The following is a 25,760-nucleotide window of genomic DNA, read 5'->3' as shown; positions in this document are numbered from 1 at the left end:
AGATGTGTATAAGAGACAGGTACATATGAGGAATTGGGTCAGTTGGTTGCCAACCTGAAAAGGCACCTTTAAGCCTGTTACTGTCCGGGTACCTTTAAACCCGAAACAATGAGGAGCGCGATTGCGATCCAGCCAGGGGAGGTTCGGCGGTATACCCCTGTAAGGCTCTGCCCTGATTTCTCACAAACAGGCGAAGCCTTGTGTTTGCTTCATGCCTTGCCCGGTTCTCCTTGCGGTATGAAACGGGTTCAGCTTCGAACGTCTCCTGATACACAACTGCATAACGCTGGTTAGCTTTTTGTCGTGCAGTGGGTGTCAGGCTAAATAACTGCTGCTTAATCCACTCGGCATCCGCTTGTGAGTGGGTTTCAGGAAGCATTGAGTTATCGAAGTTGCTCTCCGGTATGTTCATCGGAAAAAACCTCATCCAGACTGGTTTCATATCCCAGCTGCTTAAAAGCGCTCACAATTCGTTTCCCCACTTCAATGTCTGGGATTCGACGACCAGTTTCGTAGTGGCTCACAGCCCCTTGAGAGCTAGCGATCAACGCAGCCAGCTCACCCTGGGTTACTTTTGCTTTCAGCCTTAGGCTCTTGATACCGCTCATTCGGATAGTTCCCATCTAAATAATACATAACGTACTATACACACTTAAAACAATAATACAAAATGGAAGTTGCTCAAAAAATACGGATTGTAATAATCATGTCTATGAAACAGAGATGGCAGGACCTGGCTAAATCCAGGATGAAAGAAGTCGGAATGACTCAAGAGCAGCTAGCTGAGGCACTCGGTATGACACAGGGTGGGCTAGGCCATTGGCTGAACGGAAGACGTGAACCTAACCTGGAGGTCATAGCAAAAATTTTTAAAATTCTACAAATGCCAGGTTTTGTGGTTGACGCTGACGGTGCAGTAAGCGACGCAAGAGCGGATCACAATGTGTCATTTCACGGAATTAATGAATCGAAAGGAAGCTACCCCGTAATCAGTTGGGTCAGCGCAGGGGATTGGATGGAAGCTGTTGAGCCGTATCATAGGCGCGCGATCGACCGCTGGTTTGATACAACCGTGGAATGTTCAGAGGATTCATTTTGGTTAGATGTCAGAGGGGATTCCATGACCTCGCCAGCTGGACTTAGTATTCCGGAAGGCATGGTTATACTGGTCGATCCTCAGGTTGAACCCATCAACGGAAAGTTAGTTGTCGCTAAGCTTGATGGAGATAACGAGGCTACTTTCAAAAAACTGGTTATCGATGCTGGCCAACGATTCCTCAAGCCGTTGAACCCTCAATATCCTATCATTCCCATAAACGGTAATTGCCGTATTATCGGCGTCGTAGTAGACGCAAAAATAACCAACCTGCCTTAAACCATAAGCCGCGAAAGCGGCTTTTTTATACCCCTCGCTACAAAAACAAACAAAAAACCAATTACAAACAACAGCATACAAATTAATACATCAGAATAATCCGTTTTGTATTGACGTGATTTAATACGTTATGTATTGTTACTTCATCGGCAACAAAATGGAGCCATGAAATGAAAACCAACCCGACAAACCCGACCACTAAGAAATTTTTCCAGCTTGTAGATATTTATGATTACCGCTTCTCAGGTGATAGGGAAAAATGTAGCCATATTGATTTTGACCAAATAGCAACAGATTGCGATACGAAAACAATTTCTTTGCTTGAAGCTATCAATCATTTAGGTATCAGCATAATGAGCGAGACGGAGGAAAAGAAAATCGATAAAAATAAAATCATGATATTATCTGGTGTAATTGCTGATTTAGCAGAACTTGCAATTGCCACGAATAAAATCGCTGTTTCCGCTACATATTCTTCTGGTTACAAGGATGCTGAGAATGTCTGATATTACATTGCATAAAGCAGCGGAAAAAGCATATCAGGCTGAAATTGTAGCAAGAATGCTTGAAAGCTACCCTCATAAACTGACCGATTCTGATGTAGAAGCCGTTGCATCACTTTTGGCTAACCTAACTGGGTCAGTAGCGTCTTATCTTATTGAAGAAGAGTCTAAAAACAAAGCTTAACAATTTATTTGATTTTTAATTACAGGAGTAATCCTGGGGATTTCTGCAATCAAATTAAGGTGAGACATGATTAACCAATCAGCATTTAAAACGGCCCAATTATTCAGTTCAATTGGTTACTGGACGATTGCGATGCTCTATTTAAAAAAAGCGTATGGGAAATAATTATGGATAATTTAATTAATACATATCGCCGTCGAATTATCAAAGCTGCGTTATTACGCCACCAGCGTAAAACCGGAAGCACCTGCATCATTATTAATATGCCTGAGGGGGGAATAAACACTGTCGAATTAACAGAAATACTGCTTGATGGTTTGTTGAGACGATTAGAAAAGCTGGCCCTGAGTGAGTACGGGAATGTCGAAGGCGTAAAAGCCATACGAGGAATTTACAGCAGCGCTGTAGATGTGAATGGCAGCGGTGAGTTCCTGACGGAAAGCGGAAAGGTATTAATCGACGATCTTATTGCTGAGTTGGTCGAGTTTGCCAAGAAACAAAAACCAGTAACAGCGGAGACAAGCCATGACTGACCAAACACCAATTATCACGCACGAACCAATCAACATCGTGCTGACGATCGAGAACGGGAAAGTTATCCACGCGCGCCCGGTTCAGAACGGCGAAGTTACCGCGTCGCTTGAGACTTTTTTATGGATGGCTGCTCAGGCTGGCTACACGATCACCTCACCAACAGGAGATAAGGACAATGGCCCTGACAGCAATACGAATTCCTGAGTGGGTGCATCTTCAGGCGGTCCATGTACTCCGCCAATTCAGAGCCAGGAGGATTCATCCCTGCCGTATGCACGGCTCCGGAAACTTGAGCCTGAGGGTTAATCGGCGCTGGCGTCTTCTGTCCCGTGATGGCGGCAAGAACTGGGAAGTAATGAGCCACGAACGATACAGCAAACTGAAGGACAGAAAATGAAAATCCTATACCAAGACTATGGACCCGTAGCGAACATCATTATCACCAGCACCGTGTTTGAGTTTCGTAAACATAACCGGGTAGTAGATGCCACGCTGATCCATACGCCAGGCATCATTGCAACCCGAAGTGGGATGTTCTTCATGAGGACCATTTTGTCCGGAAAATATCGCGACACGTTGCGTGCTTACAGAGCAGTTGTTCGGGAGGCGACACGATGAAATCTTTCCTCCTGTCTATGCTGTTTGGCCTGCTATTGGTGGCCGTCGTGTTCGGCGCGCTGATTGAGTATAAATTTTTGATGGGTTTCTGAGGTCTTCCATGAAAAAAGGTACCACTGAAATCATTGAACGCTGGAGCCGTTTAGCAACAGAGGCCAAGCAGCTGGGGCTCGCCACTATTCCCATCGACCCAGAAAACATGTTGATGGTACTGGGGGAGCTGCCAGCCAGTTCGGCGGAAAAGGCCGCCGATTGCCAGAACGACTATCAGCCAGCGATCGACATCTTGCGCGACAGAGCTGCTCGCGAACTTGATAGTGGTTTTCGTGCTCATCACAATGCCCTGATTTATGCAGCCAATGAACTGGAAAATGCTCAGGCATTTGGGGGTGAATAATGGCCGGCAAAGTACCGACTGAGCGACAAGGGCAGGTGCTGGCGTTTGTGCGCCAGTACATTGCAGATCACGGCATCGCGCCGAGCACTAAAGAAATTGCTACAGGAATGGGGTTCCGGTCACCCAATGCAGCGGTCGGGCATCTTCGCGCGCTTCAGCATAAAGGATATTTAACCATTCACCCTGGCGCTGCTCGCGGTATTGCCTTGACCACCAGCAATGTGATCGAAGTGCCATTAACGAGCGATGCAGAATACTGGTTCGAAGGAGTTTTCCAGCACAGAAGATATGAAAGAGATGTGTGTAAAGCGATAGAGCGGGCGGGTTTTAAAGTTGTGGAGGTGAAACGTGGGGCTTGATTGTGTACCGCTATCAACCTACTGCCGGGACGCAGGGGAAACGGTAGAAGCCGTTAACAAACGGATACAAAGGGGGTTATGGAAAGAGGGAGTACATGTATTAAAAGTCGATGGCGTTAAAGAACGCTGGATAGACTTAACGGAGGTATCAAAGTGGGCAAGAAAGAACAAGGATCATTATCTCTCCCAAGAGGAGTAACAATTCGCCAGCATAAAACTGGCGATACCCTGGTGATCACTTTCACATACAAAGGGGTTCTGTGCCGGGAACCCCTCTCCAAAATGGAAGCAAACGCGCGCGGTGTGAAGTACGCCGAGCGCCTGCTCGGGGAGATACAAAACCAGATCGTCAGTGGCACCTTTGAATATGCGAAATATTTCCCCAACTCCAAAAAGCTGGAGCTGTTCGGGGTAGTGAAGAAAACCAAAAACATAAAGTCTTACCTGGACGAGTACCTGAAAATCTGCCAGAACCGCAACCTGTCCCCGTCGACTATCAACGGTTATGAAAAATGTCTGTCGGCGCTGTCAGCTCTGCATAAACTCCACGTGTCAGAACTGACGCCAGCGGTCCTTAAAAACTGGATAGCCAGCCGGAAAACAAAGCTGAAAACGACCAGGAATAACCTTTCGTTTCTGCGCAGCGCCATCGATGAAGCTGTTACGGATGGCCTGCTGACCATTAACCCGGTAACCCTCGTCAGCGCCAGCCGGTACCACGTGATCGACAGCAGTCCGAGCGCCGATGATTACGAGGTTGATCCGTTCACGCCAGCGGAGACCCTCGCCATTTACCAGAACTGCAGGTACCCGGAATGGGAAAACCTGTTCCGCTTTGCTTTCAATACCGGTCTGCGCAGCTCCGAACTATGCGCGCTGCGCTGGCCTGATCTCGACACCATCGCGAACACAGCCCACGTTCAGGCGGCCAGTGTCGTAGGGGTACTTAAAGGCACCAAGACAAAAGCCGGTACCCGTAAGGTGGAGCTGAACAGTGAGGCGCTGGCGGCCCTTCAGGCGCAGAAGCAATACACCTTTATGAAAAGTGAGTTCATATTCAGCGATCCAAAAACGGGAGAACCCTGGGCGAACGCCGACGCTATCCGTAAAAAAGCATGGGTGCCGACCCTGAAAAAAGCAGGCGTGCGCTACCGTAACCCGTACCAGACGCGGCACACATTCGCCACCAAGCATATTAGCCAGGGCGTCAACCTCTTCTGGCTTGCCGGACAGATGGGTCACAAAGGGCCGGAAATGATATTCCGCAACTACGGTAAATACCTGGCTGAATATGACGGTAAAACCGCGATTTCAGCCGCGCTGTAGCGGGGGAAATATTTCAAAATGTTGGACGGAATCAGGACGTTAGACAGACCTCAATATGCACGTAAAATGCACGTGATACACATCAAAGTGATGAAGTGTATAAAAATCATATTGTTAGATATATCTCGGACGCGAGTTCAACTCCCGCCAGCTCCACCAAACATTCATTCATGATGCATCATGAACCTTAAAAAAGCCTGTAACTTCAACGAGTTGCAGGCTTTTTTGTTGCATGTGTGGTCATGATCTCTGTATGAATCTTGAGCATTATGTATCTTGTTTTGCACCGCGTTGCCAGAACGCTAAAAAAACAAGGTGCAAAAACATGCCTAAGGTATTGAAATCCCTAACCAATACCGAGATCGCTGCCGCCAAGCCGCAGAAGACCGAGTATATGCTGCGCGATGGCGACGGACTGGCGTTGTTGATTAAGCCATCCGGCAGAAAGATCTGGTACTTCGAATACACTCCCCCGGCGCTGAAAAAACGGACCAAAATCAGCATTGGCCCCTACCCGGTTGTCACCCTCGCCATGGCGCGAGATTTCAGGTTGCAATACCGGCGTTTACTTGTGCAGGGCATCGACCCGCAGGCCCATCTGGAGCAGGTTGCAGAGGAACAACGACTCCAGAATGAATGCACGCTGGAAAAAGTTGCGGAACAGTGGCTCAAAGAGAAGAAAAGGACCAGCGATCTTAGCGAAGACCACGCCAAAGATGTCTGGCGCTCGCTGGAGATGCACGTATTCCCTTCTCTGGGTAATACGCCCGTCACTGAGATCCGCCCGAAGATGCTTAAGGAACACCTCACACCGCTGGAAGAACAAGGCATCCTCGAAACGCTGCGCCGGGTTATATCACGGCTCAATGAAATCTTCCGCTTCGCCATCTCTGAAGAGCTCATCGAGTTCAATCCGGCTGACAACCTGGTCGCCCGCTTCAAGAAACCGAAAAAGCAGAACATGCCCGCCCTTCACCCCAGTGAACTGGGCAGACTAATGCTGGCGCTACAGAACGCATCTATCCGCAAGGAAACCCGCTGCCTTATCGAATGGGAGCTACTGACCTGGGTTCGCCCCGGCGAAGCCGTCAGCGCCCGCTGGTGCGACATCGATATGAAAAAAGCGGAATGGCGCATCCCCGACACCTTTATGAAGATGAACCGTTCGCACACGGTGCCGCTCAGCAAACAGGCACTGCGCGTTCTTCAGGTTATGGAGCCCGTCAGTCGCCATCGCCCGTGGGTCTTCCCCAGCATCCGCAAACCACTGGAACATATGCATCAGCAGACCGCTAACGCCGCGCTTATCCGTATGGGGTTCGGCGGTGAGCTGGTCGCTCACGGCATGCGCAGCATCGCCAGAACGGCGGGAGCAGGCCATTTTCCCCGTGAAGTACTGGAATCTGCACTGGCGCACCAGAAAGAAGACGAAATCGAAGCGGCCTACAACCGCAGCGATTACCTGGAACAAAGGCGGCCACTGATGCAGTGGTGGGGAAACTACGTTGATGCTGCCAGACGGCAGGCATTGCTCGGTGAAGAAGAACCGCTGCGGATCGTGGAAGGAGAATAATGTGACCAGTCCCATTCGTCAGAATCTGTTTGAACGGGAATGTGATATGCCGCTGCTGGAAGCGCGGCATCTCGCCCTTCTGCTTCTCGGCCTCGATGCTTCCCAACCTGCAAACGCCCTGCCGGAAGAACATCAGGAAAATTACCGTATCCTGCACGACGCCATCAGCCGTACCATCAAAGCAACGGGCATGGTCAGCGCCCCGGCGAACAAACGCATGTTCTATGCCGATGAGATGTTTGCCTTGGCCTGGCGACTTATTGATGATGAGCTGACGCCGCCAGAAATTAAGGCCCGCAGCCTGAAGGCGGTGATGAAACTGTCGCGTAACAGTCGTGGCCGTAAGTGGCTGAAGACGCTTGGTGACGATGCGTTGCCGGATCTCACGGCTTCAGCACAACCTTCTCTGCGGGGAATGCATAAACGCGACAAGGCTCGGGAGAATACTGCCCGACTCTGCTGGCTGCTTGTTCAGCTTCTGGTTGAGGAGACTGACGGGCGTTATGGTACATCTGATAAACCGGCTTCGGATCGGATACTTAGTAAGCTGAAAACGCTGGCACAGGAGCGGGAAGTGCCGTCGGATGGGCTTGGACGAGGAACCTTTTATGAGATGTTGAAGATGGGAAGGGAGAAGGAAACGTAGTTGGCCATTATTTGTATAAGAGTTAAAATAGGTAGCGTAATTAACTATTTAAATTATCAATATTTATTATCTGTTTGGTATGAGTATTATGATATACCGAGTGATACTTGGATAAATTCATTAAAATCAACACAAGAATACTGTCAACTCAAAAATTCCCCAATCAGCATTAACTCATAGACGCATAAACTTAAAAATCCATTTAACATACAACGCTAATAACTAATCTTGGGCAGTTAATATCAACCGTATATTCTGCTTAAATAACAAACTATAATAATTCACTTTAAACACCATCATATTATATCAAATTAACCCACTTGGTATAACTTTAAGTGGGTTAATTTTAATATCCTACTAGATTTTCATTTAATCCGAAACAAAAAATTTAACATCGACATCATAACTTGATGCCTGCAAAAGCCATGTATCTATAAGTTGATATGCTTGCAATGATTCAGGGGATATTTTCCCTAGCCCAGAAAATTGGCTTTCGAAATGTTTTTTCGAAAAAGCATTACCGATAACAATCCATATTTCTTTTCTAACAGATATCATGGAGCGGCGATGTTTAATTAAGTCAAGAACATCTTCTAATGAATGATTAATATCAAATGTTTTATTGTATAACCGAATGCGGCTATTAAGTTTTATACCATTGTCATTTCCGCTATCACTTGGCCAACTTTTTTTCAATCTTGAAAGATTTGCAAACTCAAGGGATGAATTTTGAGAGATCAAGAAATGTATATTCTTTAATGCTTGACTTCCAACTTCTGTTATAGCCCCAGCAGAGGATTCTGGATTTATGGTTTTACCGCATTTTACATGAACATATACTAATTTACTTTTCGAAGAAATTACAAAATCTGCAGGTTCAGTATCCATGTCTGTACATAAGATCATATCGACGTCAGGGATATGTTCATAAAACTCCCCAAGTTGAGAGATCGTCGGATTATGATTTTTCACATTTGATAGATTATCAATCAGACTAAATATTGAATTTACCCCAAATGCAGTTTTTGTTAAATTCGGAATATCCTTTTCATTTAATGTATCTTTAGAAAGACATTTTAATGGGTAAATCTTATCAAGCATGGCTTGACTTATCTCTCCGCTTTCAGAAGGTAGTTGAAACTTATAAAACATCCCATTCAAAAAAGTCACACCTTTGTTAAATAACAATTTAACTGTATTGGCGTTAAAAACATTTTCAGGTGATATAATGGTTCCATTTAAGTATATATTAACCCCATTGACATTAACTTTAAATTCATCATCTTTAAAATTTAAAACTATTTTATTGTTTAAACATGATGAAACATACTGTTTATAATCAGACAATCTAAATATAAATGGCGAGGATATTTGTTTAAGAATCCTCATGTTGATATCTTCAAATCTAAAAAAAGAAACGCCTCTATTATACATTTTAAATAAAAACGTATTCTGAACCAAAACCCTACAATTAGAATGCTCCAACTCAATGACACCATGTATACCACTAAAGTCAATTACACAGGATATAGGTTCCTCCTCCGGAGCTCCGTCAATAGGTTGAGAGAAAGAACTCAAAAAATTACTTCTCAGTTTATTATTGCTATCGAATGTAAATTTAATCTCATCAATCCATGCACAAAAACTATCGTAGTCAAAATTTCGAAATTTTTGATCACTAATCCTACCAGAACCGATTCCTAAATAATATGAGGATGCAATTTTATCATCTATATTTAAATTAGAACCCTTTGCTGTAGTCACAGCATAACTTGAATTTGATTGTGGATGATTTGTACTCTCTAGGTTCTCACCAATGTAGGCGATCCCTTCAGCTTTTAATGAACTTCCCAATAATGCACGAGATGTTGCCTGTGTTGTTCTGGATTTTTCCGTTTGAGCAAATACCTTATAAAGAATATCGGAATTGACCGCTCTACCTAAATTGAGGTCAGTCCTATGATTAAATCGACGACCACTACTATCAAATATAGCAACTAAATTCCCAAGATCTTTTACTATAACAATTTCTAAGGAAGGTTCAAAGAACAATCTATCAATTAAAAATTTAGAATTATTAAAACAAACAGAAGTTATCACTCCAGTCTCTTTATCATATTTCGACAAAGCTCCCTCTCTAGTAAATTCCCAATAAATTTTATCTATAAAGTCTGCCAAATCAAAATTTGGAAGTTTATTTATAAAGCACACCGATGCTAAAGGTATAACTAGGGATCTTGCAGGTTCGAACTCCGAGAAATTGAATTTCTTTTTATACGAAGATTCAAAATAACTATGTTCAGGGAAAGCATCCAAATAACTTTCTAGCAAAGAAGCTGTATTTAGTGTATTTAAGAATTTTTCAGCTGAAGATTTATCTGATATATAGTCATCAAACTCAATATAGTTATCCCAGAGTCTTATATTTTTACTATTTCCTAACTCAAATACAATTGGATTATAATCACGAAATACTCTCACGACCCGACCAATTGTTTGAACTAGCTCCTTACCACTACCGACCGAATAAGTAAGAATTAGTATCTTCGCCTGCGGGAGATCTATTCCCTCGTCAAGTTCACGTTGATGGATGTAAACTTCATACTCAAGTTCGTCAATTTTAGCTGGGACATAGTTCAAGTTATCATCTAGAGGTTCATCTTTAAAACGGTCGTGGATTGCAAGTGTTTTAAATGTGTCCTTAAGAAGGGAATAATATTTACAAATATCATCGAAGTTTCGGCACTTTACAATACAAACAATATCTGGATATTTTGCCCTAAAGTCTAATATTTTATGTATCAATTGCTCAGAAGTAATCTCCTCAAATGTTGGTTTAACTATAACCTTATCATTTATAGCCTTCTTATATGTATATATAAAGGTATGTTTCACATCTATGTCAAAACTGAAAAGATCGTTTCTATAAGGAGTTGCTGTTATGATTATTTTCTTTGATTCAAACTTTCTAATAACAGAACCCCATTGCGGTGATGGTTCAGCATGACCTTCATCTATAAGTATTAATTGAAAAGAATTTTTAAGTTGATTTACATCCTCTTCCGATAAACCTGTAAGCTTTTGGAATGTAGTACAATAGACACCATCAAGAACATCTAACGAGATACCATTAATAACATTCTTTTTTACTAATGATGGTTTATATTCATCTTGCAAGATTTTCTCAAAAAAACCTCCCTTTAGTTGTCTGTATAATTGATTACATACAGCACGTCTATGACTTACGACCAGGATTTTATCAATTTTACTATAATGAGCCACACAGCATATAACACCACTCTTACCTGAACCAGTAGGTAAACTAATAAGGCAAGCGCCTTTTGATGATTCGTCTAAATAATTTGATATAGTCTTAATACTATCATTTTGACAATCTCGTAACATAGAGACTATTGAATCTGGAACTTCTACGCCCATTTACTATCTCCACAGCTTTTAGATATGTGTGAGTCCGTTACATCTTTCTTAATAAAGCAGCACAATATTTTTGACTTAGATCACGTTTTTGTTATAAATTTTTTATGCTAAATTTTATAACATTTTCTAAGTATTCTTGCCAAAACAATATTCTAGCACTTCTCTAAACTGTCATTGTTAGCCGAATTCACATAGCTATCTCTATGCTATGGGTGTCTTAGCGTGAAGCCTTAGCATTAGCCCCTGCCTCGAGGCACATACCTTACGTCATCTGGAGCGAAAATATCGTTCCTCTTCAGAAAAGCAACAAGGGAGAGTCAAATATAAAGTATCAGGTGCTCGCCATTTGCTGCCCAGGGGATAGAATAGTGTGAACAACTATAAGTATTTGTAGTCGTGCGTTGCCATCCGTTAACCTGAACATACATACTCCCGACAAAAAACATATATAATAAATCCATTTAATTTCAAGAGATTAATTAAATCTCTACTAGTTCTGATAGCAGAGATTTTTCTTCTCGGACTCTCTATTTTCTATCCGGACTTAACTTTTTCACCCGGACCTATACCTCCCCTCCCCGTTCCGCGCTATAACCGCCTCGACACTCTGTTCCCGTGAGGTGCAATCATGAAAACCCGTGCTGACAGCAACGATGCTTTTCCCGAAAGCGGTAACGTGCGTATGCGGCAGGTGGTCCAGTTTCTGGCGATGAGCGAATCGTCGGTTTACCGCCTGATTAAAGACACCGACTTTCCCCGCCCCGTCCACCTCTCTTCCCGACTGGTGGTCTTCGATGCCGCTGAAATTCGTCAGTGGCAACAGCGCCGCACCGCCATCCGTTAATCCACGCTCAGGGATGAGCCGACCGATACCCCATCATGAAACGCGCCCCCTTTCTCAACAGGCAGTCTCCGGACCGCACGATCGAAGTGGTGATCCTCGCCGGAAGTCTGGCATGGAAGACCTCACGCGTGTGGCGAAAAGATCCTGACCGGGAAGATGATGTTCCCCCGGTGGTACTCGGCCCGGATGAACTGGCCGATCTGGACAACCTGACCATTATCAGACCCGATACGCTCTACGTCCGGGTACTTCGCACCGGCGATATCCGCGAAGAAGAGCTGCTGAAAATCGCCGTAAAACTGGCACATGCGGATGCGAAGATGGCCCGGCTGATGAGCCCTGACGGTGAGTTACTGGAGGACTGGAGCGGTCAGCTTGAACGTCTGCGACAGGAAAGGCCTTCCGACATTCTGCCGGATCACTTCCGCCTTGATGAAGAGGCGCTGTGGTTTGATAAGCTCACCGAACGGCGCGACGGCGAAAGCGACGTCCAGCCCCAGCGCATCTGTTCCCCTCTGCGCGTCACCGCCATCACCTGCGACAGCCATGACGGCAGCTATGGCCGCCTGCTGGAATGGCACACCACCACCGGGCAGTTGCGGCGCTGGGCCATGCCGATGGCGATGCTCAGCGGCAACGGTGAGGAGCTGCGGCGCATCCTGCTGGAAAACGGCCTGACCTACATCTCCACCCGCCCCGCCCTGCGCAGCCTGCTGTGCGAATACATCTCGCGGTCACTCCCCGGACGCCGGGTCGCCTGCGTGGAGAAAACCGGCTGGCACAACGGCGTGTACGTGCTGCCGGATGAGGTTATTGGTCCGGGTGGCGACAATGTCATCCTTCAGGGCAGCCACTACCTGACTGGCGGCTTTGCGCAGGGCGGTACTCTGGCGGAGTGGCAGGAGCAGGTCGCCGCACTCTGTGCAGGCAACTCACGGCTTGTCTTTGCCGTCTGCTGTGCGCTGGCCGCCCCGCTGCTGCGCCTGACCGGAACGGGCGGCGGAGGCTTTCACCTGCGCGGTGAGTCCACCGACGGCAAAACCACAGTAATGAAGGTGGCCGCTTCCGTCTGTGGCGGGACGGATTACTGGCACTCCTGGCGGGCCACCGGCAATGCGCTGGAGGGAATTGCCAGCCGCCACAACGATGCCCTGCTGCCGCTCGATGAACTGCGCGAAGTGGACCCACGGGAAGCCGGGATGATTGCCTATATGCTGGCGAACGGCCAGGGCAAGGGGCGCGCCCGCACCGACGGCGAGGTACGTAACCGCAGGCACTGGACGCTGCTGCTTTTCTCCACCGGGGAGCTGTCGCTGGCGGAACACACCGAACGCGCCGGGGAGCGCCTCTACGCAGGGATGGACGTGCGCATGGTACAAATCCCCAGCGACACCGGGCAGTATGGCGCGTTTGAGCAGCTACACGGTTTTGCCAGCGGCCAGCAGTTCGCCGATACCCTCTGCGACCGGGTGGCCCGCTTCCACGGCACCGCTTTTCGTGCCTGGCTGGCCTTCCTCACCCGCGACCAGGACGCCAGCGCCACCTTGGCAAGAGAATTACTTCGCCACTACCAGACGGCCCTGATGCCGGAGAATGCCGGAAACCAGGTACAGCGCATCGTGGCCCGCTTTGCCCTGCTGGCGGTGGCCGGAGAGATGGCAACGTTGCAGGGAATCACGGGCTGGCAGGAAGGCACGGCGTATGAGGCGGTGCAGATCTGCCTGCACGCCTGGCTGAACGAGCGCGGCCATATTGCCAACCAGGAGGATGAAGGCGTGCTGGCGCAGATCAAACGGTTCATCACCGCGCACCAGTACAGCCGTTTTGCCTCGTGGGATGGCCCGGACCGCCCGCTGAATATGGTGGGCTTTCGCCGGGTGGAAAAAGATCTGCTGACGGGCGAGGAATATACGTTGTTTCACATCCTGCCTGAGGGCTGGCGGGAAATGTGCCGGGGATTCAGTCCCGCCAGGGCGGCGAGGTTATGTCTTGAAGCGGAATGCCTGCTGCCCGGCAGTGACGGGAAATACCAGTCGCAGGTTCGCCTGCCGGAGATCGGCAAAGCCAGGGTCTACCGGCTCACCTCCCGCATCCTCAGTATCTGAGTGCAGTCTCGCGTATCTTAAAAAAAGGTGGTACAGGGTGGGACAGCCATTGCTGAATCTGTCCCACTTTTCAGACTGGCATTTTTGAGGTGGTACAGCGCAAAGCCACGGCTGGCGCGGTTGTACCACTTGTCCCACCTGTACCACCTCAAAAACAGAAGAACTGAAAATGGCGAAAAGGGACTAGAAAGGAAAAGGCTTAAGGGAAGGGAGAATAAGGGGAACGGGCCTGCCCTTAAAGGGCAAAAGCCTTGAGGGATACAGCCTGATAGTGAGTATTTATTCTATTTTTCAGTAATAGTGTCGTCGCCAGCATCCTGGTCGATCTGATGCGCCACACTCGCCAGAACTCGTTTTAATACCCTTCTCCGTTGCGCTGGCGTCATATATTTAAAGAGGCTATTCAGTAGTTCGAGATCTTTTTCAACACTACTCACATGAGGCTCGCTTTCCAGTTCCACCCCTTCGCCAAAAAACCAAGAAGCACTCACACCTGTTTCTTTAATGATTTTACGGAGTTGACTCCAGCCTGTTGGCTCTGATTTCTTGTTGATATAACCCCTCAGGGTTGAATCAGGAATCCCCGTTTTCTCGACGAGAGAACTAATCGTATCCTGAGATTTCGCCATCGCCAGAGCAATGCGTTCACCAAAATTGAATTCGTTATTTTGATCACAAAATTCGTCTTTTTTATCGGTCATTACAAATCCCTGATCAATAACAGCATGATTTTGCAGTAGATAGCCAAAATCACATTCGCTAATTTTCGCGATTCACAACCTTTACTTTCGCGAAAATTGGCGATAATCTATCTGTACAAATTGCAGACTATCACCCTCTGCAAACCCAACTGCTGAGCATCGCATACTCAGGGCTGAATTGCCACGCATCCGCTCGTCCTGAAAACCGCTCAGTTCACAAAAACACGCCATAAGCGGGGATAACAAAGAAAGCAGTATGAGCCATAGCTGTTTATCGCCATTACCGGAGCCCCAGACGCTTACGCCTGTCATGCTTTAACCTCTGTCCGATAAGTCTGTGCGCTCCGGGCCTTTTACCCGGAGGACTCCTTATGTGGACAGTCAGCCTCGCTGAGGCGTTTATTCATGTATTCCAGGCCGCAGGCAAAATCTTCCTCGACATGATGACCGGGCTAATCCCGATGCTTATCTGCCTGCTGCTGGCCATCAACTTCCTGATGAAGCTGGTCGGCACCGTCAGAATGGAGAAAGTTGCCGCCCTGCTCGGCCGCTCGCGTATCCTCACCTACGGCGTGCTGCCGGTGCTCGGCTGGTTCTTTATGAGCAGCCCCGGCGCGCTGACGCTCGGTAAGCTCTTACCCGAGAAGAGCAAGCCCGGCTATGAGGATGCCCTCGGCACTACAGCCCATCCGCTCACCAGCCTGTTTCCCCATGTGGTGCCGTCGGAGCTGTTCGTCTGGCTCGGCGTGGCAGCCGGGGTAAAGGCGCTCGGCCTGCCCGTCACATCGCTGGCGCTGCGCTATATCGCGGCTGCCATGCTGATTGGTCTTATCCGCGGAATTATCACCGAGTACCTGTTTCTGCGGCTCAGCAAGCGGGGGAATGCGCCATGATGATTTACTGCGCGCGTATTGTCGCCATCGGCCTGTTTGTCGCCGACGGTCTCACCGACAAAATGCTCCTCACCTTCGACAGCAACGGGCCGAAAGACTGCCTCGATTACTCCCTGTCGCTGGAGCCGTCGTTCCGGGAAGAGAGCCTGATGATACTGCCCGGCGACCGGCTGATGCTGGCGGGGCATGATTATCTGATTACTGCCGTCGGCAAGGGGGCACAACAGGCGCTGTTTGAACTCGGCCACCTGACGCTGGTGTTTAACGGCGACCTGAATCCCTGCCATGTCGGCGCGGTTCATCTCTCCGGCCCGGTGCCGAAACTCCATGACCTGCACGGCAATCTGGTGATTGAGGAGGGACGTCCATGAACACGGTGCTCATTCCGCCCGGCCCCGGCGGCTACGGTAAAGGGCTGTGGCTGCCCGTTGGCAGCGGCAAAAAGGTGCTGTCTCTGACCGGGCGGGAAATCCATCCCGTCGCTATTGAAATCGGCGCCCTGACGCAGGCGGAGGTGGTCAACGGTTTTGCCGATATTCCCCCGGATGACCAACTCCTGTGCGTGGTAATTAACTGCGCCGGGTCCCTGCGCTGCGGCCTGTATCCGCAGAAGGGCATCCCGACCATCAACGTGCTCCCCACCTGGCGCGCCGGGCCGCTGGCGCAGTTTATTACCGAGGATAACTACGTCTCCGGCGTAACGATGGAGCAACTGGTTCTGGTGGATACTGCCGAAGCGCCGGACGGTGAACCGGAATCCGTGCCTGTCGCTGCGCCACGGGTTATCACCACGCCACCGCCTCCCCGTGGCGCGGAAAAACTGGTGCGCATGGTCGAGCAGACCGGCACTGGCGTTGGACACGTTATCGCCCTGCTGTTCGCCGCCAGCCGTGAGGCGGTGGACGTGTCGCTGCGCAACGTCATCCCATTTATGGCCTTTGTCTCGCTGCTGATTGCGCTGGTGCAGGAAACCGCGCTCGGCAGCCTGATTGCCCATGCCCTGACGCCGCTGGCGAACTCGCTGTGGGGGCTGGTGCTGCTGTCGCTCATCTGCGGTATTCCGTTCCTCTCCCCGGTGCTCGGGCCAGGCGCGGCCATCTCACAGGTCATCGGCGTGATGATAGGCACACAGATTGGCGCAGGCGCGATATCTCCGGCCTTCGCCCTGCCCGCGCTGTTTGCGATAAATGTGCAGGTCGGCTGCGACTTCGTGCCGGTGGGTCTTTCCATGCAGGAGGCAAAGCCGGAGACCATCGCAAAAGGTGTACCCGCCTTTCTGCTGTCGAGACAACTGACCGGACCGCTGGCCGTCATCATCGGCTGGCTGTTTTCCCTGGGCTTATTCTGAGGACTCAACGATGAACAAAATCAGAGCCGCCGTGGTCGGCGCAGGTATCTACGGCAGACACCATATGAACGCGTACCGCCATAATCCGGACACGGTGCTGGTCGGCATCTGCGACACCGATACAGAGCGCTGCGACGACCTCGCCATGACCTGTGGCGTGATGGGTTACACCCGGCTGGAAACACTGCTGGAAGAGGAAGCTATCGATGTGGTCTCCGTAGCGACGCCGGACCCGTACCACACTGAATCCATCCTCACCGCCCTGCGCCACGGCAAGCATGTGCTGGCGGAAAAACCGCTCGCCACCTCGGTACGCGAGTGCGAGCTTATCGTGGAGACGGCGCGGCAGCGGGACCTGCTGGTCGGCGTCGATTTCCACAAGCGCTGGGACCCGGCGGTGATGCGCATCAAAGCTGAACTGGAGAAGCCGGAAGCCGGGCGCATCCTGCGCGGGCATATCAGCATGGACGATGTCATCAGCGTGCCGACAGAGTGGCTGGACTGGGCGGGCGCAAGCTCCCCGGTGTGGTTTCTCGGCTCCCACTGCTTTGACCTGGTGCGCCACCTTTCCGGACAGGAAGTGGGGTCGGTGTACGCCGTCGGGCAGAAGCGGCTGATGGTTGAATGCGGCCTCGACACCTTCGACAGCGTGCAGAGCCTGCTGACAATGGACGACGGCAGTTCGTGGGTGGTGGAAAACTCATGGGTGCTGCCGGAGGGTTTTCCGAAGGACAACGACGGGCGCATCGATATTCTCTGCGAGGCAACGTATATCCGCAGCACCTCGCAGCATCGCGGGCTGGAAATCACCACGCCGGCCATGACGCTCACGCCCAACAGCTATTTCATCAACTACCGCAACGGCGTCGCCAGCGGTTTTGGTATCGACCCGATAAACGACTTTGTTCGCGCGGTCAGGAACCGTTCGCCGTACCCGGTGACGGCAGAGGACGGGCTGGCGGTCAGCCGGATTTGCGAGGCGGTGCACCGCAGTCTGGAGAGCGGGAAACCTGAAGATGTTTAAACAAACGGCGCAGGGTAGCTCCCTGTGCCAGTTCCATATGATTTTGCTAATTCTACTCACTGGTATATTCACTCGTCAGGCTTTGGCCCGCAGATATATTAATGTTTTCCATCCTGCCGCAACAAAACCCCACACACGATTGTATGTTTTTTAGCCATTAAGGTGAATAGAGGTATTTTATGGCTATGACCTTTTTCACCTTCCTGCCAATAGTATCATGCTAAACCTCTCATCTATGTTTATTGCGCCAATAATAGTCAACAAGTATTTCAAAAAAGTCCCAAGCAAATTATAATGCTGGAGTTTCATAATGTCCCTTTAAAAACCATTTTAAGAAGAGCTATTATGTCCCTCCCTACAAATTTTAATGATATTCTTCGTCTTTTTGAAAAAGATTACGATACAGCCAAAGAAGATAATGCCTTAAGTGCACGCGGCCAATTTCTGCAACTTTACCCCCTTAATCGCCTAAAAAAAATGACGCTTGATGACTATGTCATCGGCAAAGGCACGGCCTCATTTTGTGCTTGTGTTGAAGTAAAAACCAGAACATGGGCAAATATGCAAGGTGCGACGGCTCTCAAATTTGGTATTTATTATGGAAAATCAAAATCAGATCCAACCGTCCGCTATCGTTTTACTCAGAAATTTGGCGATGATGATAGTACTAATAAAGAAGTTTTCGCTAATGTTAAAGACGCTTTACTAGACCTAATACAGTCAGGGAAAGAATTAGATTTTAGAGCGATTGACGAGAACCCCCTATCCCAGATGTTTAAGGCTAAAATATTGAGCCTTTACTTTCCAGAACACTTTATAAACATTTGCAGCAAAGATCATCTTAAAGAAATTGCTATGGAAATGGGTATAAAAGAGCAACAGTTTATTAGTAAATATCAACATTTGTTATTCAAGAAAAAACTAGAGCATAAAATCACCCGAAACTGGAGCAATCCAAAATATATGTCCTTCCTTTATGCCCAGTTCATACGTAAGGATCTTAGCAGCACTCCTGCTGTGATAGTTAAAAAACCACAAAAAAGAAACCATCCCGAAGTCAATTTCGAAGAAATAACGGACAATCGTGATTTAATAGGCAAAAAAAGCGAAGAATATGCATTAAACTGGGAAAAAAACCGCCTAATCGGTCTCGGCTATTCAAAACTAGCTGAGGAAATAGATGATCGCCGTAATCGTCCAACTTATGGTTACGACTTTCTTTCTTTTAATGCCCCAGGTGATGAGCGATACATCGAAGTTAAATCAATTGGCCGAGATGGAAAAGAGGGAGCATTCCGTTTTTTCCTCTCAGGAAATGAACTCACCGTTTCTAATTTAAGTAACCACCGTAAAAACTATTATTTTTATCTTGTACAGTATGGGAAAGATGGAGAGCCATGCAATCTATATGTAAAACATGCTCAAGATCTTTACACTAAGAGTGAAATGTCCCCTTGTGCTTACGTTGTTAGGTTCGATCTGGAAGAACCTGCTTAATAGTTTCGACAACCTCCGGCTCATAACTTTAAAAGTGTGAAATCAGGCGCAGAGTCACCTGCGCCTTCATCTCAGTGCTGCTGCAACAACACCTGCGAAATCATCCTCGCTTCACCTGCCGGATCCGCCGAATGCGTGATCGCCGACCCCACAATCACCACATCCGGGCCTAACAGCGCATAGTCCTTCACCGTCTGGCTGCTGATGCCGCCTGCCACGGCGATCCGGGCCTTCCGGCGCGCCTTCAGCATCGTTATCAAAACATCAATCGGCTGGCGTCCACCGCGCTGTTTACGCGCTTGCCTGAAGCCCAGCGACGAAACCTGAACGCCCTGCTACCGACTATTCTGAACAGTGACGATGAAAAGGCGTTCGCCACCATTGCCGCCTTTTTCCATGAGATGACCCACCAGCGATATGTCATTCCTTTGCTGCATCACTGGATGGAATTTGCGACTGAGAAGTCATTTACCTTGCGGGATTTAAATACGCTAGGATGGCCGGATTTTAGCCAACTTTGGCTCGAATAATGCACGCCCGCAAAAGCTCGCTAAAGGGCCTTTAAAGGCCTTTAAGGGTAAGGGAGGGAAGCTATAGAGGATGACCGCACTACATGCGTGCTCTCCCTCCAGACGGTTAACAACAATAAGACGGACGCCTTAATGAGAAACCTGAGCTTTGTTTTCCTGACGGCGTAGCCGTTGAAGAAGCATAAACTGAATGCCCAGAGCCGCAATCATTGTAGATGAATAGGTTAACGTCAGACTGAAGGTGTTAAGCATGACGCTCAGGATCCAGAAGAAAACAACGAACCTCAGTAGACCACCGACCAGCCCACGCATAACCCGTTGCGCAGCACCGTAACCGGTCATTGCGTGCGAGAACACGGCCAGAATCGCAGCCATAAAAGGAAATGAAGCAATGACGCCGCTGGCTCCTGCGCCAAGCCACGGAGCAGCGACGGTCACGCCCGTGACCAACAGGGCTATAGGCATCATTCTCAGCAGTATATCCCAACGCGGAGAGGTCAGGGATGATTTACCCACGGCTGGCCGGGGCATCAACTTTAACGATACTGCCATTACCGGCAGCGCCAGGAGAAACCGTTCCGCCTGTCTTATTCCGCTTAACTGCAGCGACACTGCCACAACGGTAAATACGGCTGTCGCAGCGAGTAACGCAGTCAACCAGCCATAACGTGCAAGCCGATAGTAAACGACAGCAAAGCTGGCCTGAGAAATCGTCGCGACCAGTGAACCGGCGGTCGCGCTGGCCGCAAAATCATTGCCATACTCCAGCGCCAGAAAAAAGGAGACAGGCCCGGATGTCAGGGGCAGGCCAACGCCCCCCCCACCGACTCGCCCCATTTTCTGCCAGCAAGAGTAGAAAGCAGCATGAACGCTGGGGTCACCACCAGTTTGAAAACAGCAGTATCATGTTACCCCCGGATCTGCATTGCTGCTTCTACCGCCATAAAGACGCCTCAGCAGGTACGGTTATAACATCTTCCTGCGCGCACCAGCCATGGGCGAATACGGCTGACAGCGGCAGCGCAGCAGTATTCAGCACAAAACTCGGTAAAAGCTTAAGTCATAGTAATCACAGCAAACTGAGTCACAAGACTGCGATCGGGCGTAACAAACTGGGGGATAATGGTGGTGAAAAAAGCAGTGCTTTCGGATTCGATGCTGCTGACAAAAAGCTCTGCCGGAACATCTGCGGCAGGTTTACAGCAACCAACGACTGTTTATCCCCGTCAGTTATGGGAGGGGATCGCCACAGTTTGAACCCCAGAAAGGCCAGGTAAAGTCCGCAAACTGGAAGAGGACGATGTGATCCAAGGTAGTCGCGCCGTGATTAATCGAAAAAAGATTGGCCTTAATGTAATGGTATTTTTGCGCGTCACCATTGATAGCCAGAACGAAGCCGAAGCGCGCAAATTCGAACAAGAAGTCATGGCGCTAGATAATGTGGTTTCCCGTTACAGCATCGGTGGCAATGCGGGTTTCTTATTACAAGTGGTTGCCGCAGATATGGGGGCGTATGTGGATTTCACGATGTCGATGATTCTCAGATTGCCTAGGATTAAAGAAATGCATAGTATATTGGTGTTGAAGGAGATAAAGTTAGTTGCGATTTAGTCTTTATTATGAAAAATTGATTATTATAATTCTCTCATGAAGGAATATAGCGTGTTGAGCAACAGAAATAGACTTATTATACAAATTGTAATATTCATCCTTGTGATCTTGTTCCTATTCATGAAACTAAGCAAAGGCGATTTTGTAAATGCAATAGTGGGAGTGACTATTGCGGCAATGGCTTATCTTTGGGCATTTCCTAATAATCTGGATTATCTGGTTTATTTTGCTTCTCGCGCTAGTTTTAACAGAAAGATTATTGCTTCTTTTAAAGCTTATAACGAGAAGAAAGACTTTAAATATTTATCTACTCAATTGAATACTGCAGCTAAAAAACATTTCAAAAAAGTAGGTTTAACTAGACATTTCATCGAGATATCGTCACCTATTGAGTGCGCTGCATTACTTTTAGCTATGCAAGGTGACAAAAATCCATTCACAATACAATCAAATCTGACCGTCTCTGATTTTAGAAATATATCATATAAAGCAGCGCAATATGATTTGTATAGGTCTGCTCTATTGTCTAGTTCATTAAGTAATTTGAATTATAACGTTAATGATGACTTATCAAAGATTGATGATGCAACTTATCAAGTTGCAGATGATCTTAAAAAACACTCTGACGAAAATTTTTATAGAGCACTACAGACTACTGAAAACGATGAAATGATTGTTTTTAGTACAACATCCCAAGTGTCCTTTGACATAATTAATTTACTGAAGAATAATAATAAAAACATTAAAAAGATTTCATTTTTTATATGTAGCCCTTTTGTTAAAACGGATACAGCAATTTCGAATATGTTCACGGAGTACAGAAATCCTTTCTTTGCCACGCCTGTAGGTCAATTTATTCTCAACTCTAATGGAGAGGTCGACGAGAAATTAGATGTCATTAGGCGTGTCATGAAAATAATTAGTTCGATCAGTAGTCTCGTTGAATTATCGAAGTCTGAGGGAATTGAAGTAAATGTTAATATTTTCAGGGATTTTTATCCTGGCGTAAAGATAAAAACCCTTAAAAACAAAAAATTCATGCAAATTCAGCCTGGAAATTTAACCTATGCAAATAATCTATATAGGTTTGGCGTTGAGGTTACATCATCGTCATTATTCGATAAGGTAATGCAATCAATCGATGCTTACACATCATTAAATGAAAAAGTACAAAGACTTAGTTTTGATGAAAGTGAACTTGTTTATTTTAAAAATAAAGCCCTCTCTGAATTAAGTCTTTGGTTGTTGGAACAAAAGGTTCTACCTGAAGAATTACTAGCCAACAAGAATAGATTAACGACTAGCATTGGTGACGCTCAGTCATCCAAATGGATAGATTTAATTATTGAATCTATTTGTTATTCTAGAGATTGCTCTAAAATCCCCTTAAATAAAACAGTAAAAGATTGCGTTGAATCTTTTTCAGCTCACTATGATAGTAGCAATACCGCAGGAATATATATAGGTTCTAATGAATACAAGAATCAGTATCACATTACAGTTGCTGCAATATTCATTAATGAAGATAAGATTCTACTAATAAAAAAGTCTGATTCAGCGTATAATAAAAAATTTAGTATTGTAGCTGGCCACCTTGAAAATGGTGAAAGTCCTAATATTGCTATTGTAAGGGAAGTTAAGGAAGAGTTAGGTATAGATTTTTGTAATTATGAATATCTAAAAAAAGAATGTGGCGTAGAAGATCGGTGTAGACATGGTTTGGCGCTACATGACTGGTATATTTATTTATCAAGCGAGTCTATTGATATTGAAAATATTAAATTTGACAGAACAGAAATAGAATCTCTTGAATGGATTTCTTTAAGTGAAATTGAGAACGTGAAAGATAATTTGACTGAAGGTGCTTATTTGATATTTAAACGATTGGGGTATATCTATGAATAAAATCATCCTAAGGCTACCAGGTGGTGGGCGGATAAGAGATAAGCATCAAGCGCAAGATGTGTCTTGGTGGGGTTATAGAAACTTTCATATAGAGCCTGATTTTTATTTAGGGATTTCTAATGTTTTAAAATCCAATCCGGAATGCACATTTTATATAGTTTCAGGTGGTGTTGGTGCATTCATGTATACCAACTTATCTAAAGTTCTCAACAAGAATAACAAGATTACGTCTGCTATCGGTTGTGATATTGTAAGTACTCTACATAAAATTATTATCAATAATTTAGTTGAAAATGAGGTGAACGTTTGTCCATCAGAGGTCGATTTGGAAAACTTAATGGATTTTAATAAAGATGAGCATTCATGCTATTTCATTAGACCAAATCCTAACATTCTCTCCACTGATAGCCTTGCCGCCAGCGTAGCGCCAATAGTCGATGCCGATCTCATTCTCTTCATAAAGGAAGGTGCACCCACATATCATGTGGGGTTTGACGCCCCTACAAAAATAACCGAATGGAGCATTGAAAATCTTAGGAAGAAGTCTGTAAGTGTTTCAGGGAACTATTTATTGGACTCTGAAGCTTTAGACATTTTAGGAAGAGAGATGTTGAAGTCATTAATTATTTCTCCTGAACTATTGTCTGATTTCTCATACAATAAACAGCATTATGGGTTTGGAAGTAAAGATAACTACACGGAGCTTAAATATGATCTATTCTAATGTTGATATTATTACAAAGATAAACTCTGGTTCTATATTTATTGCTAACCATTCTGATGAATGCATGAGGCCATCTAGTTATCTGCTTAGAATTGATAAAAAAGTCTTCCGGATGAAAAAAGCTGAGTCATTCATAGATACTAAACACACAGATACTTCAGTATTTTTTGATGAGATTGACTTGAACGATAATGGGTTAATAATTCACCCCGGGGAGTTTATATTAGCATCATCAGTCGAAATGATTTCATTGGATCATACAGTTTGTGCCGAACTGTACCAATTATCTTGCTATGCTCGTATAGGTCTTGGAGTTAATTTTAGCTCATGTCATGTTGCGGCATCTTTTGGTGAAAATGAACCATCATCAATTACTTTTGAAATAATTAATAGCTCTTGCAACTCAATAAAAATATATCCGGGTGTCAAATTTTGTCATTTAAGATTTCATGATCATGTCACACCAGCTACTAAGACTTATAATGGGATATATTCAGAGAAGAAGGAAGCAATGCCTGCTAATTTCGCCTTGAAGCCTGCCAGATAGTTTTTGAAGTCATAAGTAGGGCTGTTCAGAATAATCAATAACCAGCCTTACTTATTTTTAGTTCAAATAATTATATTATTGTCCCTAGCCAAATTCCTAAATGACATTTCCCGCCTCACAATTCCTTAACTCAAACTAGACGTTTCCCGCACAATACATAGATACTCATGTAAGTATTCCTGCAAAACGAACCATTCACCTTTAGAGATCTTCCAACATACTGATAATGTCCCCTGAGGAGATCGCTATGCGTAAGGTCCGATTCACTGAACACCAGATTATCGCCGTTCTGAAGTCCGTCGAAGGCGGGCGAACCGTAAAAGATGTCCGCCGTGAGGCGCTATATCTGGAGCCAGCTACTTTAGCTGGAAGGCGAAATATGGCGGGATGGAAGCCACTGATATCAAAAAGATAAAAGACCTTGAAGACGAGAATAGTCGCTTGAAGCAAATGTTTGCCGACCTGAGCTTGGAATGCCGGTCCCTGAAAGACGCCATCGAAAAAAGCTTTAAAACCAGCGATAAGTGTGAGCTCGCCAGCTGTCTAACCGCGCATTTTACGATGAATATACCTGTATCGCCTTCAGTTGTGAGTGTATTAGGTGAGCATGGTCTACAGTCTGGAAAATTCAAGAGAGTGAATTATCCGACAGAAACGCTCACTTGAGGAAACGAACGACAAGCCTATAACGTCCACCAAAGCCTCAACCAACACGCAAAACCCAGCCCTCAACAATCAACTTAAAAATCAAAAAGATACAAAAAACCCTTCCATATCAACATCATCGCCACTCTTTTTGCGCCTTCCCTTCCCCGCAAAAAATCAAAATCCCCAACAAACTCAACTACCTCCCCCACCAATCACAAGGACGCCAGCCCAAAATTCTCCATCGGTGATTACCAGAGTCATCCGATGAAGTCCTAAGAGCCCGCATGGCGCAAGCCCTGCGGGCTTTTTTGTGCGCTATTCCCGCCGTTCTTCCTTCCTCTTTGACCAACATCAATGACACCCTGGCTCCTTCCAGGGAAATAAAAAAACATCCCCCAGCGCTACAGATTAGCCGCCCCCACCCGGAAGG

The 25,760-nt window shown here is 46.7% G+C and carries 28 protein-coding genes and 4 pseudogenes; 26 read left to right on the top strand and 6 right to left on the bottom strand.

Going from position 1 to position 25,760, the window contains the following annotated elements; genetic code table 11:
- Nucleotides 1–94: 94 nt before the first annotated feature.
- Nucleotides 95–412, bottom strand: coding sequence for a hypothetical protein (locus tag L6R44_RS24255; RefSeq protein WP_237425629.1), 318 nt, complete (start codon nucleotides 410–412; stop codon nucleotides 95–97).
- Nucleotides 384–608: a helix-turn-helix transcriptional regulator gene (locus tag L6R44_RS24250; RefSeq protein WP_032625779.1), complete on the bottom strand. Its 225-nt coding sequence runs from the start codon at nucleotides 606–608 to the stop codon at nucleotides 384–386. Before L6R44_RS24250 ends, L6R44_RS24255 begins: the two co-directional genes overlap by 29 nt.
- 98 nt (nucleotides 609–706) lie before the next feature.
- Between L6R44_RS24250 and L6R44_RS24245 the strand changes: the two genes are divergently transcribed.
- The 13 genes from L6R44_RS24245 (at nucleotide 707) to L6R44_RS24185 (ending at nucleotide 7,515) form a co-directional block, all read left to right on the top strand.
- Entirely contained in the window at nucleotides 707–1,375 is a 669-nt protein-coding gene (locus tag L6R44_RS24245; protein WP_237425628.1) for a LexA family protein, read from the top strand.
- 170 nt (nucleotides 1,376–1,545) lie between these two features.
- The gene (locus L6R44_RS24240; RefSeq protein WP_237425627.1) at nucleotides 1,546–1,881 is read left to right on the top strand and encodes a hypothetical protein; all 336 of its coding nucleotides are present in this window, start codon (nucleotides 1,546–1,548) and stop codon (nucleotides 1,879–1,881) included.
- Complete coding sequence (locus L6R44_RS24235; RefSeq protein WP_237425626.1) at nucleotides 1,874–2,062, top strand: hypothetical protein; 189 nt, start codon at nucleotides 1,874–1,876, stop codon at nucleotides 2,060–2,062. The genes L6R44_RS24240 and L6R44_RS24235 overlap by 8 nt, the downstream gene beginning before the upstream one ends.
- Nucleotides 2,063–2,229: 167 nt before the next feature.
- Entirely contained in the window at nucleotides 2,230–2,595 is a 366-nt protein-coding gene (locus L6R44_RS24230; RefSeq protein ID WP_237425625.1) for a hypothetical protein, read from the top strand.
- On the top strand, nucleotides 2,588–2,800 hold the full coding sequence (locus tag L6R44_RS24225; RefSeq protein ID WP_237425624.1) for a hypothetical protein: 213 nt from the start codon (nucleotides 2,588–2,590) through the stop codon (nucleotides 2,798–2,800). Before L6R44_RS24230 ends, L6R44_RS24225 begins: the two co-directional genes overlap by 8 nt.
- Nucleotides 2,772–2,993 carry a ParE family toxin-like protein gene (locus L6R44_RS24220; protein WP_237425623.1) on the top strand — a complete coding sequence of 74 codons (222 nt, stop codon included), beginning with the start codon at nucleotides 2,772–2,774 and terminating at the stop codon, nucleotides 2,991–2,993. Before L6R44_RS24225 ends, L6R44_RS24220 begins: the two co-directional genes overlap by 29 nt.
- Nucleotides 2,990–3,214 carry a hypothetical protein gene (locus tag L6R44_RS24215; RefSeq protein WP_237425622.1) on the top strand — a complete coding sequence of 75 codons (225 nt, stop codon included), beginning with the start codon at nucleotides 2,990–2,992 and terminating at the stop codon, nucleotides 3,212–3,214. Before L6R44_RS24220 ends, L6R44_RS24215 begins: the two co-directional genes overlap by 4 nt.
- A 100-nt stretch (nucleotides 3,215–3,314) precedes the next feature.
- Nucleotides 3,315–3,611 (top strand): hypothetical protein, encoded by a 297-nt coding sequence (locus L6R44_RS24210; RefSeq protein ID WP_237425621.1) that lies wholly within the window; start codon nucleotides 3,315–3,317, stop codon nucleotides 3,609–3,611.
- On the top strand, nucleotides 3,611–3,970 hold the full coding sequence (locus tag L6R44_RS24205; RefSeq protein WP_237425620.1) for a LexA family transcriptional regulator: 360 nt from the start codon (nucleotides 3,611–3,613) through the stop codon (nucleotides 3,968–3,970). Before L6R44_RS24210 ends, L6R44_RS24205 begins: the two co-directional genes overlap by 1 nt.
- Nucleotides 3,960–4,169: an excisionase gene (locus L6R44_RS24200; RefSeq protein WP_237425619.1), complete on the top strand. Its 210-nt coding sequence runs from the start codon at nucleotides 3,960–3,962 to the stop codon at nucleotides 4,167–4,169. The genes L6R44_RS24205 and L6R44_RS24200 overlap by 11 nt, the downstream gene beginning before the upstream one ends.
- Nucleotides 4,124–5,296, top strand: a complete 1,173-nt coding sequence (locus tag L6R44_RS24195) for an Arm DNA-binding domain-containing protein (protein WP_222697763.1) — start codon at nucleotides 4,124–4,126, stop codon at nucleotides 5,294–5,296. Before L6R44_RS24200 ends, L6R44_RS24195 begins: the two co-directional genes overlap by 46 nt.
- Before the next feature lie 325 nt (nucleotides 5,297–5,621).
- A complete protein-coding gene (locus L6R44_RS24190; protein ID WP_109213322.1) occupies nucleotides 5,622–6,869 on the top strand; it encodes an integrase domain-containing protein in 1,248 nt (415 codons plus the stop codon).
- A gap of 1 nt (nucleotide 6,870) precedes the next feature.
- Entirely contained in the window at nucleotides 6,871–7,515 is a 645-nt protein-coding gene (locus L6R44_RS24185) for a hypothetical protein (protein WP_237425618.1), read from the top strand.
- Nucleotides 7,516–7,884: 369 nt separating this feature from the next.
- Here the strand turns inward: L6R44_RS24185 and L6R44_RS24180 are convergent, their stop codons facing one another.
- Nucleotides 7,885–10,953 (bottom strand): DEAD/DEAH box helicase, encoded by a 3,069-nt coding sequence (locus tag L6R44_RS24180; protein WP_237425617.1) that lies wholly within the window; start codon nucleotides 10,951–10,953, stop codon nucleotides 7,885–7,887.
- A gap of 628 nt (nucleotides 10,954–11,581) precedes the next feature.
- Between L6R44_RS24180 and L6R44_RS24175 the strand changes: the two genes are divergently transcribed.
- Together L6R44_RS24175 and L6R44_RS24170 are read left to right on the top strand one after the other, a co-directional pair.
- Nucleotides 11,582–11,797 carry an AlpA family transcriptional regulator gene (locus tag L6R44_RS24175; RefSeq protein WP_020801525.1) on the top strand — a complete coding sequence of 72 codons (216 nt, stop codon included), beginning with the start codon at nucleotides 11,582–11,584 and terminating at the stop codon, nucleotides 11,795–11,797.
- A gap of 35 nt (nucleotides 11,798–11,832) precedes the next feature.
- Nucleotides 11,833–13,902 carry a DUF927 domain-containing protein gene (locus L6R44_RS24170; RefSeq protein ID WP_237425616.1) on the top strand — a complete coding sequence of 690 codons (2,070 nt, stop codon included), beginning with the start codon at nucleotides 11,833–11,835 and terminating at the stop codon, nucleotides 13,900–13,902.
- 284 nt (nucleotides 13,903–14,186) lie between these two features.
- Here the strand turns inward: L6R44_RS24170 and L6R44_RS24165 are convergent, their stop codons facing one another.
- The gene (locus tag L6R44_RS24165; RefSeq protein WP_237425615.1) at nucleotides 14,187–14,603 is read right to left on the bottom strand and encodes a helix-turn-helix domain-containing protein; all 417 of its coding nucleotides are present in this window, start codon (nucleotides 14,601–14,603) and stop codon (nucleotides 14,187–14,189) included.
- Between the two features lie 371 nt (nucleotides 14,604–14,974).
- Between L6R44_RS24165 and srlA the strand changes: the two genes are divergently transcribed.
- From srlA to L6R44_RS24140, 5 genes are all read left to right on the top strand, one after another.
- Nucleotides 14,975–15,496, top strand: a complete 522-nt coding sequence (srlA, locus tag L6R44_RS24160) for a PTS glucitol/sorbitol transporter subunit IIC (protein ID WP_047741174.1) — start codon at nucleotides 14,975–14,977, stop codon at nucleotides 15,494–15,496.
- Nucleotides 15,493–15,867: a PTS glucitol/sorbitol transporter subunit IIA gene (locus L6R44_RS24155; protein ID WP_237425614.1), complete on the top strand. Its 375-nt coding sequence runs from the start codon at nucleotides 15,493–15,495 to the stop codon at nucleotides 15,865–15,867. The genes srlA and L6R44_RS24155 overlap by 4 nt, the downstream gene beginning before the upstream one ends.
- Complete coding sequence (gene srlE, locus L6R44_RS24150) at nucleotides 15,864–16,844, top strand: PTS glucitol/sorbitol transporter subunit IIB (RefSeq protein WP_237425613.1); 981 nt, start codon at nucleotides 15,864–15,866, stop codon at nucleotides 16,842–16,844. The genes L6R44_RS24155 and srlE overlap by 4 nt, the downstream gene beginning before the upstream one ends.
- 10 nt (nucleotides 16,845–16,854) lie before the next feature.
- Nucleotides 16,855–17,868 (top strand): Gfo/Idh/MocA family protein, encoded by a 1,014-nt coding sequence (locus L6R44_RS24145; protein WP_237425612.1) that lies wholly within the window; start codon nucleotides 16,855–16,857, stop codon nucleotides 17,866–17,868.
- 294 nt (nucleotides 17,869–18,162) lie between these two features.
- The gene (locus L6R44_RS24140; protein ID WP_080791553.1) at nucleotides 18,163–19,365 is read left to right on the top strand and encodes a DUF3883 domain-containing protein; all 1,203 of its coding nucleotides are present in this window, start codon (nucleotides 18,163–18,165) and stop codon (nucleotides 19,363–19,365) included.
- Between the two features lie 71 nt (nucleotides 19,366–19,436).
- Here L6R44_RS24140 and L6R44_RS24135 read toward each other — a convergent pair.
- Nucleotides 19,437–19,658, bottom strand: a pseudogene (locus L6R44_RS24135) (orotidine 5'-phosphate decarboxylase / HUMPS family protein); the annotation flags it as partial.
- On the opposite strand from L6R44_RS24135, the pseudogene L6R44_RS24130 reads away from it, so the two are divergent.
- Nucleotides 19,638–19,895, top strand: a pseudogene (locus L6R44_RS24130) (SgrR family transcriptional regulator); the annotation flags it as partial. The pseudogenes L6R44_RS24135 and L6R44_RS24130 overlap by 21 nt on opposite strands.
- 129 nt (nucleotides 19,896–20,024) lie before the next feature.
- On the opposite strand, the gene L6R44_RS24125 reads toward L6R44_RS24130, so the two are convergent.
- Nucleotides 20,025–20,732, bottom strand: coding sequence for a hypothetical protein (locus tag L6R44_RS24125; protein WP_200011368.1), 708 nt, complete (start codon nucleotides 20,730–20,732; stop codon nucleotides 20,025–20,027).
- Nucleotides 20,733–21,170: 438 nt separating this feature from the next.
- On the opposite strand from L6R44_RS24125, the pseudogene L6R44_RS24120 reads away from it, so the two are divergent.
- The 5 genes and pseudogenes from L6R44_RS24120 to L6R44_RS24100 form a co-directional block, all read left to right on the top strand.
- Nucleotides 21,171–21,506, top strand: a pseudogene (locus tag L6R44_RS24120) (Lrp/AsnC family transcriptional regulator); the annotation flags it as partial.
- Between the two features lie 120 nt (nucleotides 21,507–21,626).
- Complete coding sequence (locus L6R44_RS24115) at nucleotides 21,627–23,411, top strand: NUDIX hydrolase (protein ID WP_200011370.1); 1,785 nt, start codon at nucleotides 21,627–21,629, stop codon at nucleotides 23,409–23,411.
- A complete protein-coding gene (locus tag L6R44_RS24110; protein ID WP_160511594.1) occupies nucleotides 23,404–24,135 on the top strand; it encodes a hypothetical protein in 732 nt (243 codons plus the stop codon). Before L6R44_RS24115 ends, L6R44_RS24110 begins: the two co-directional genes overlap by 8 nt.
- Nucleotides 24,122–24,682, top strand: a complete 561-nt coding sequence (locus tag L6R44_RS24105; RefSeq protein ID WP_160511593.1) for a dCTP deaminase — start codon at nucleotides 24,122–24,124, stop codon at nucleotides 24,680–24,682. The genes L6R44_RS24110 and L6R44_RS24105 overlap by 14 nt, the downstream gene beginning before the upstream one ends.
- A gap of 247 nt (nucleotides 24,683–24,929) precedes the next feature.
- Nucleotides 24,930–25,252: pseudogene (locus L6R44_RS24100) on the top strand (transposase); the annotation flags it as partial.
- Between the last annotated feature and the right edge of the window lie 508 nt (nucleotides 25,253–25,760).

The sequence above is a fragment of the Enterobacter cloacae complex sp. ECC445 genome (assembly GCF_021892025.1).
GTDB lineage: Bacteria > Pseudomonadota > Gammaproteobacteria > Enterobacterales > Enterobacteriaceae > Enterobacter > Enterobacter chengduensis.
The sequence above is the reverse complement of the archived record's forward strand: the minus strand, read 5'-3'. Positions and strand labels throughout refer to the sequence as shown.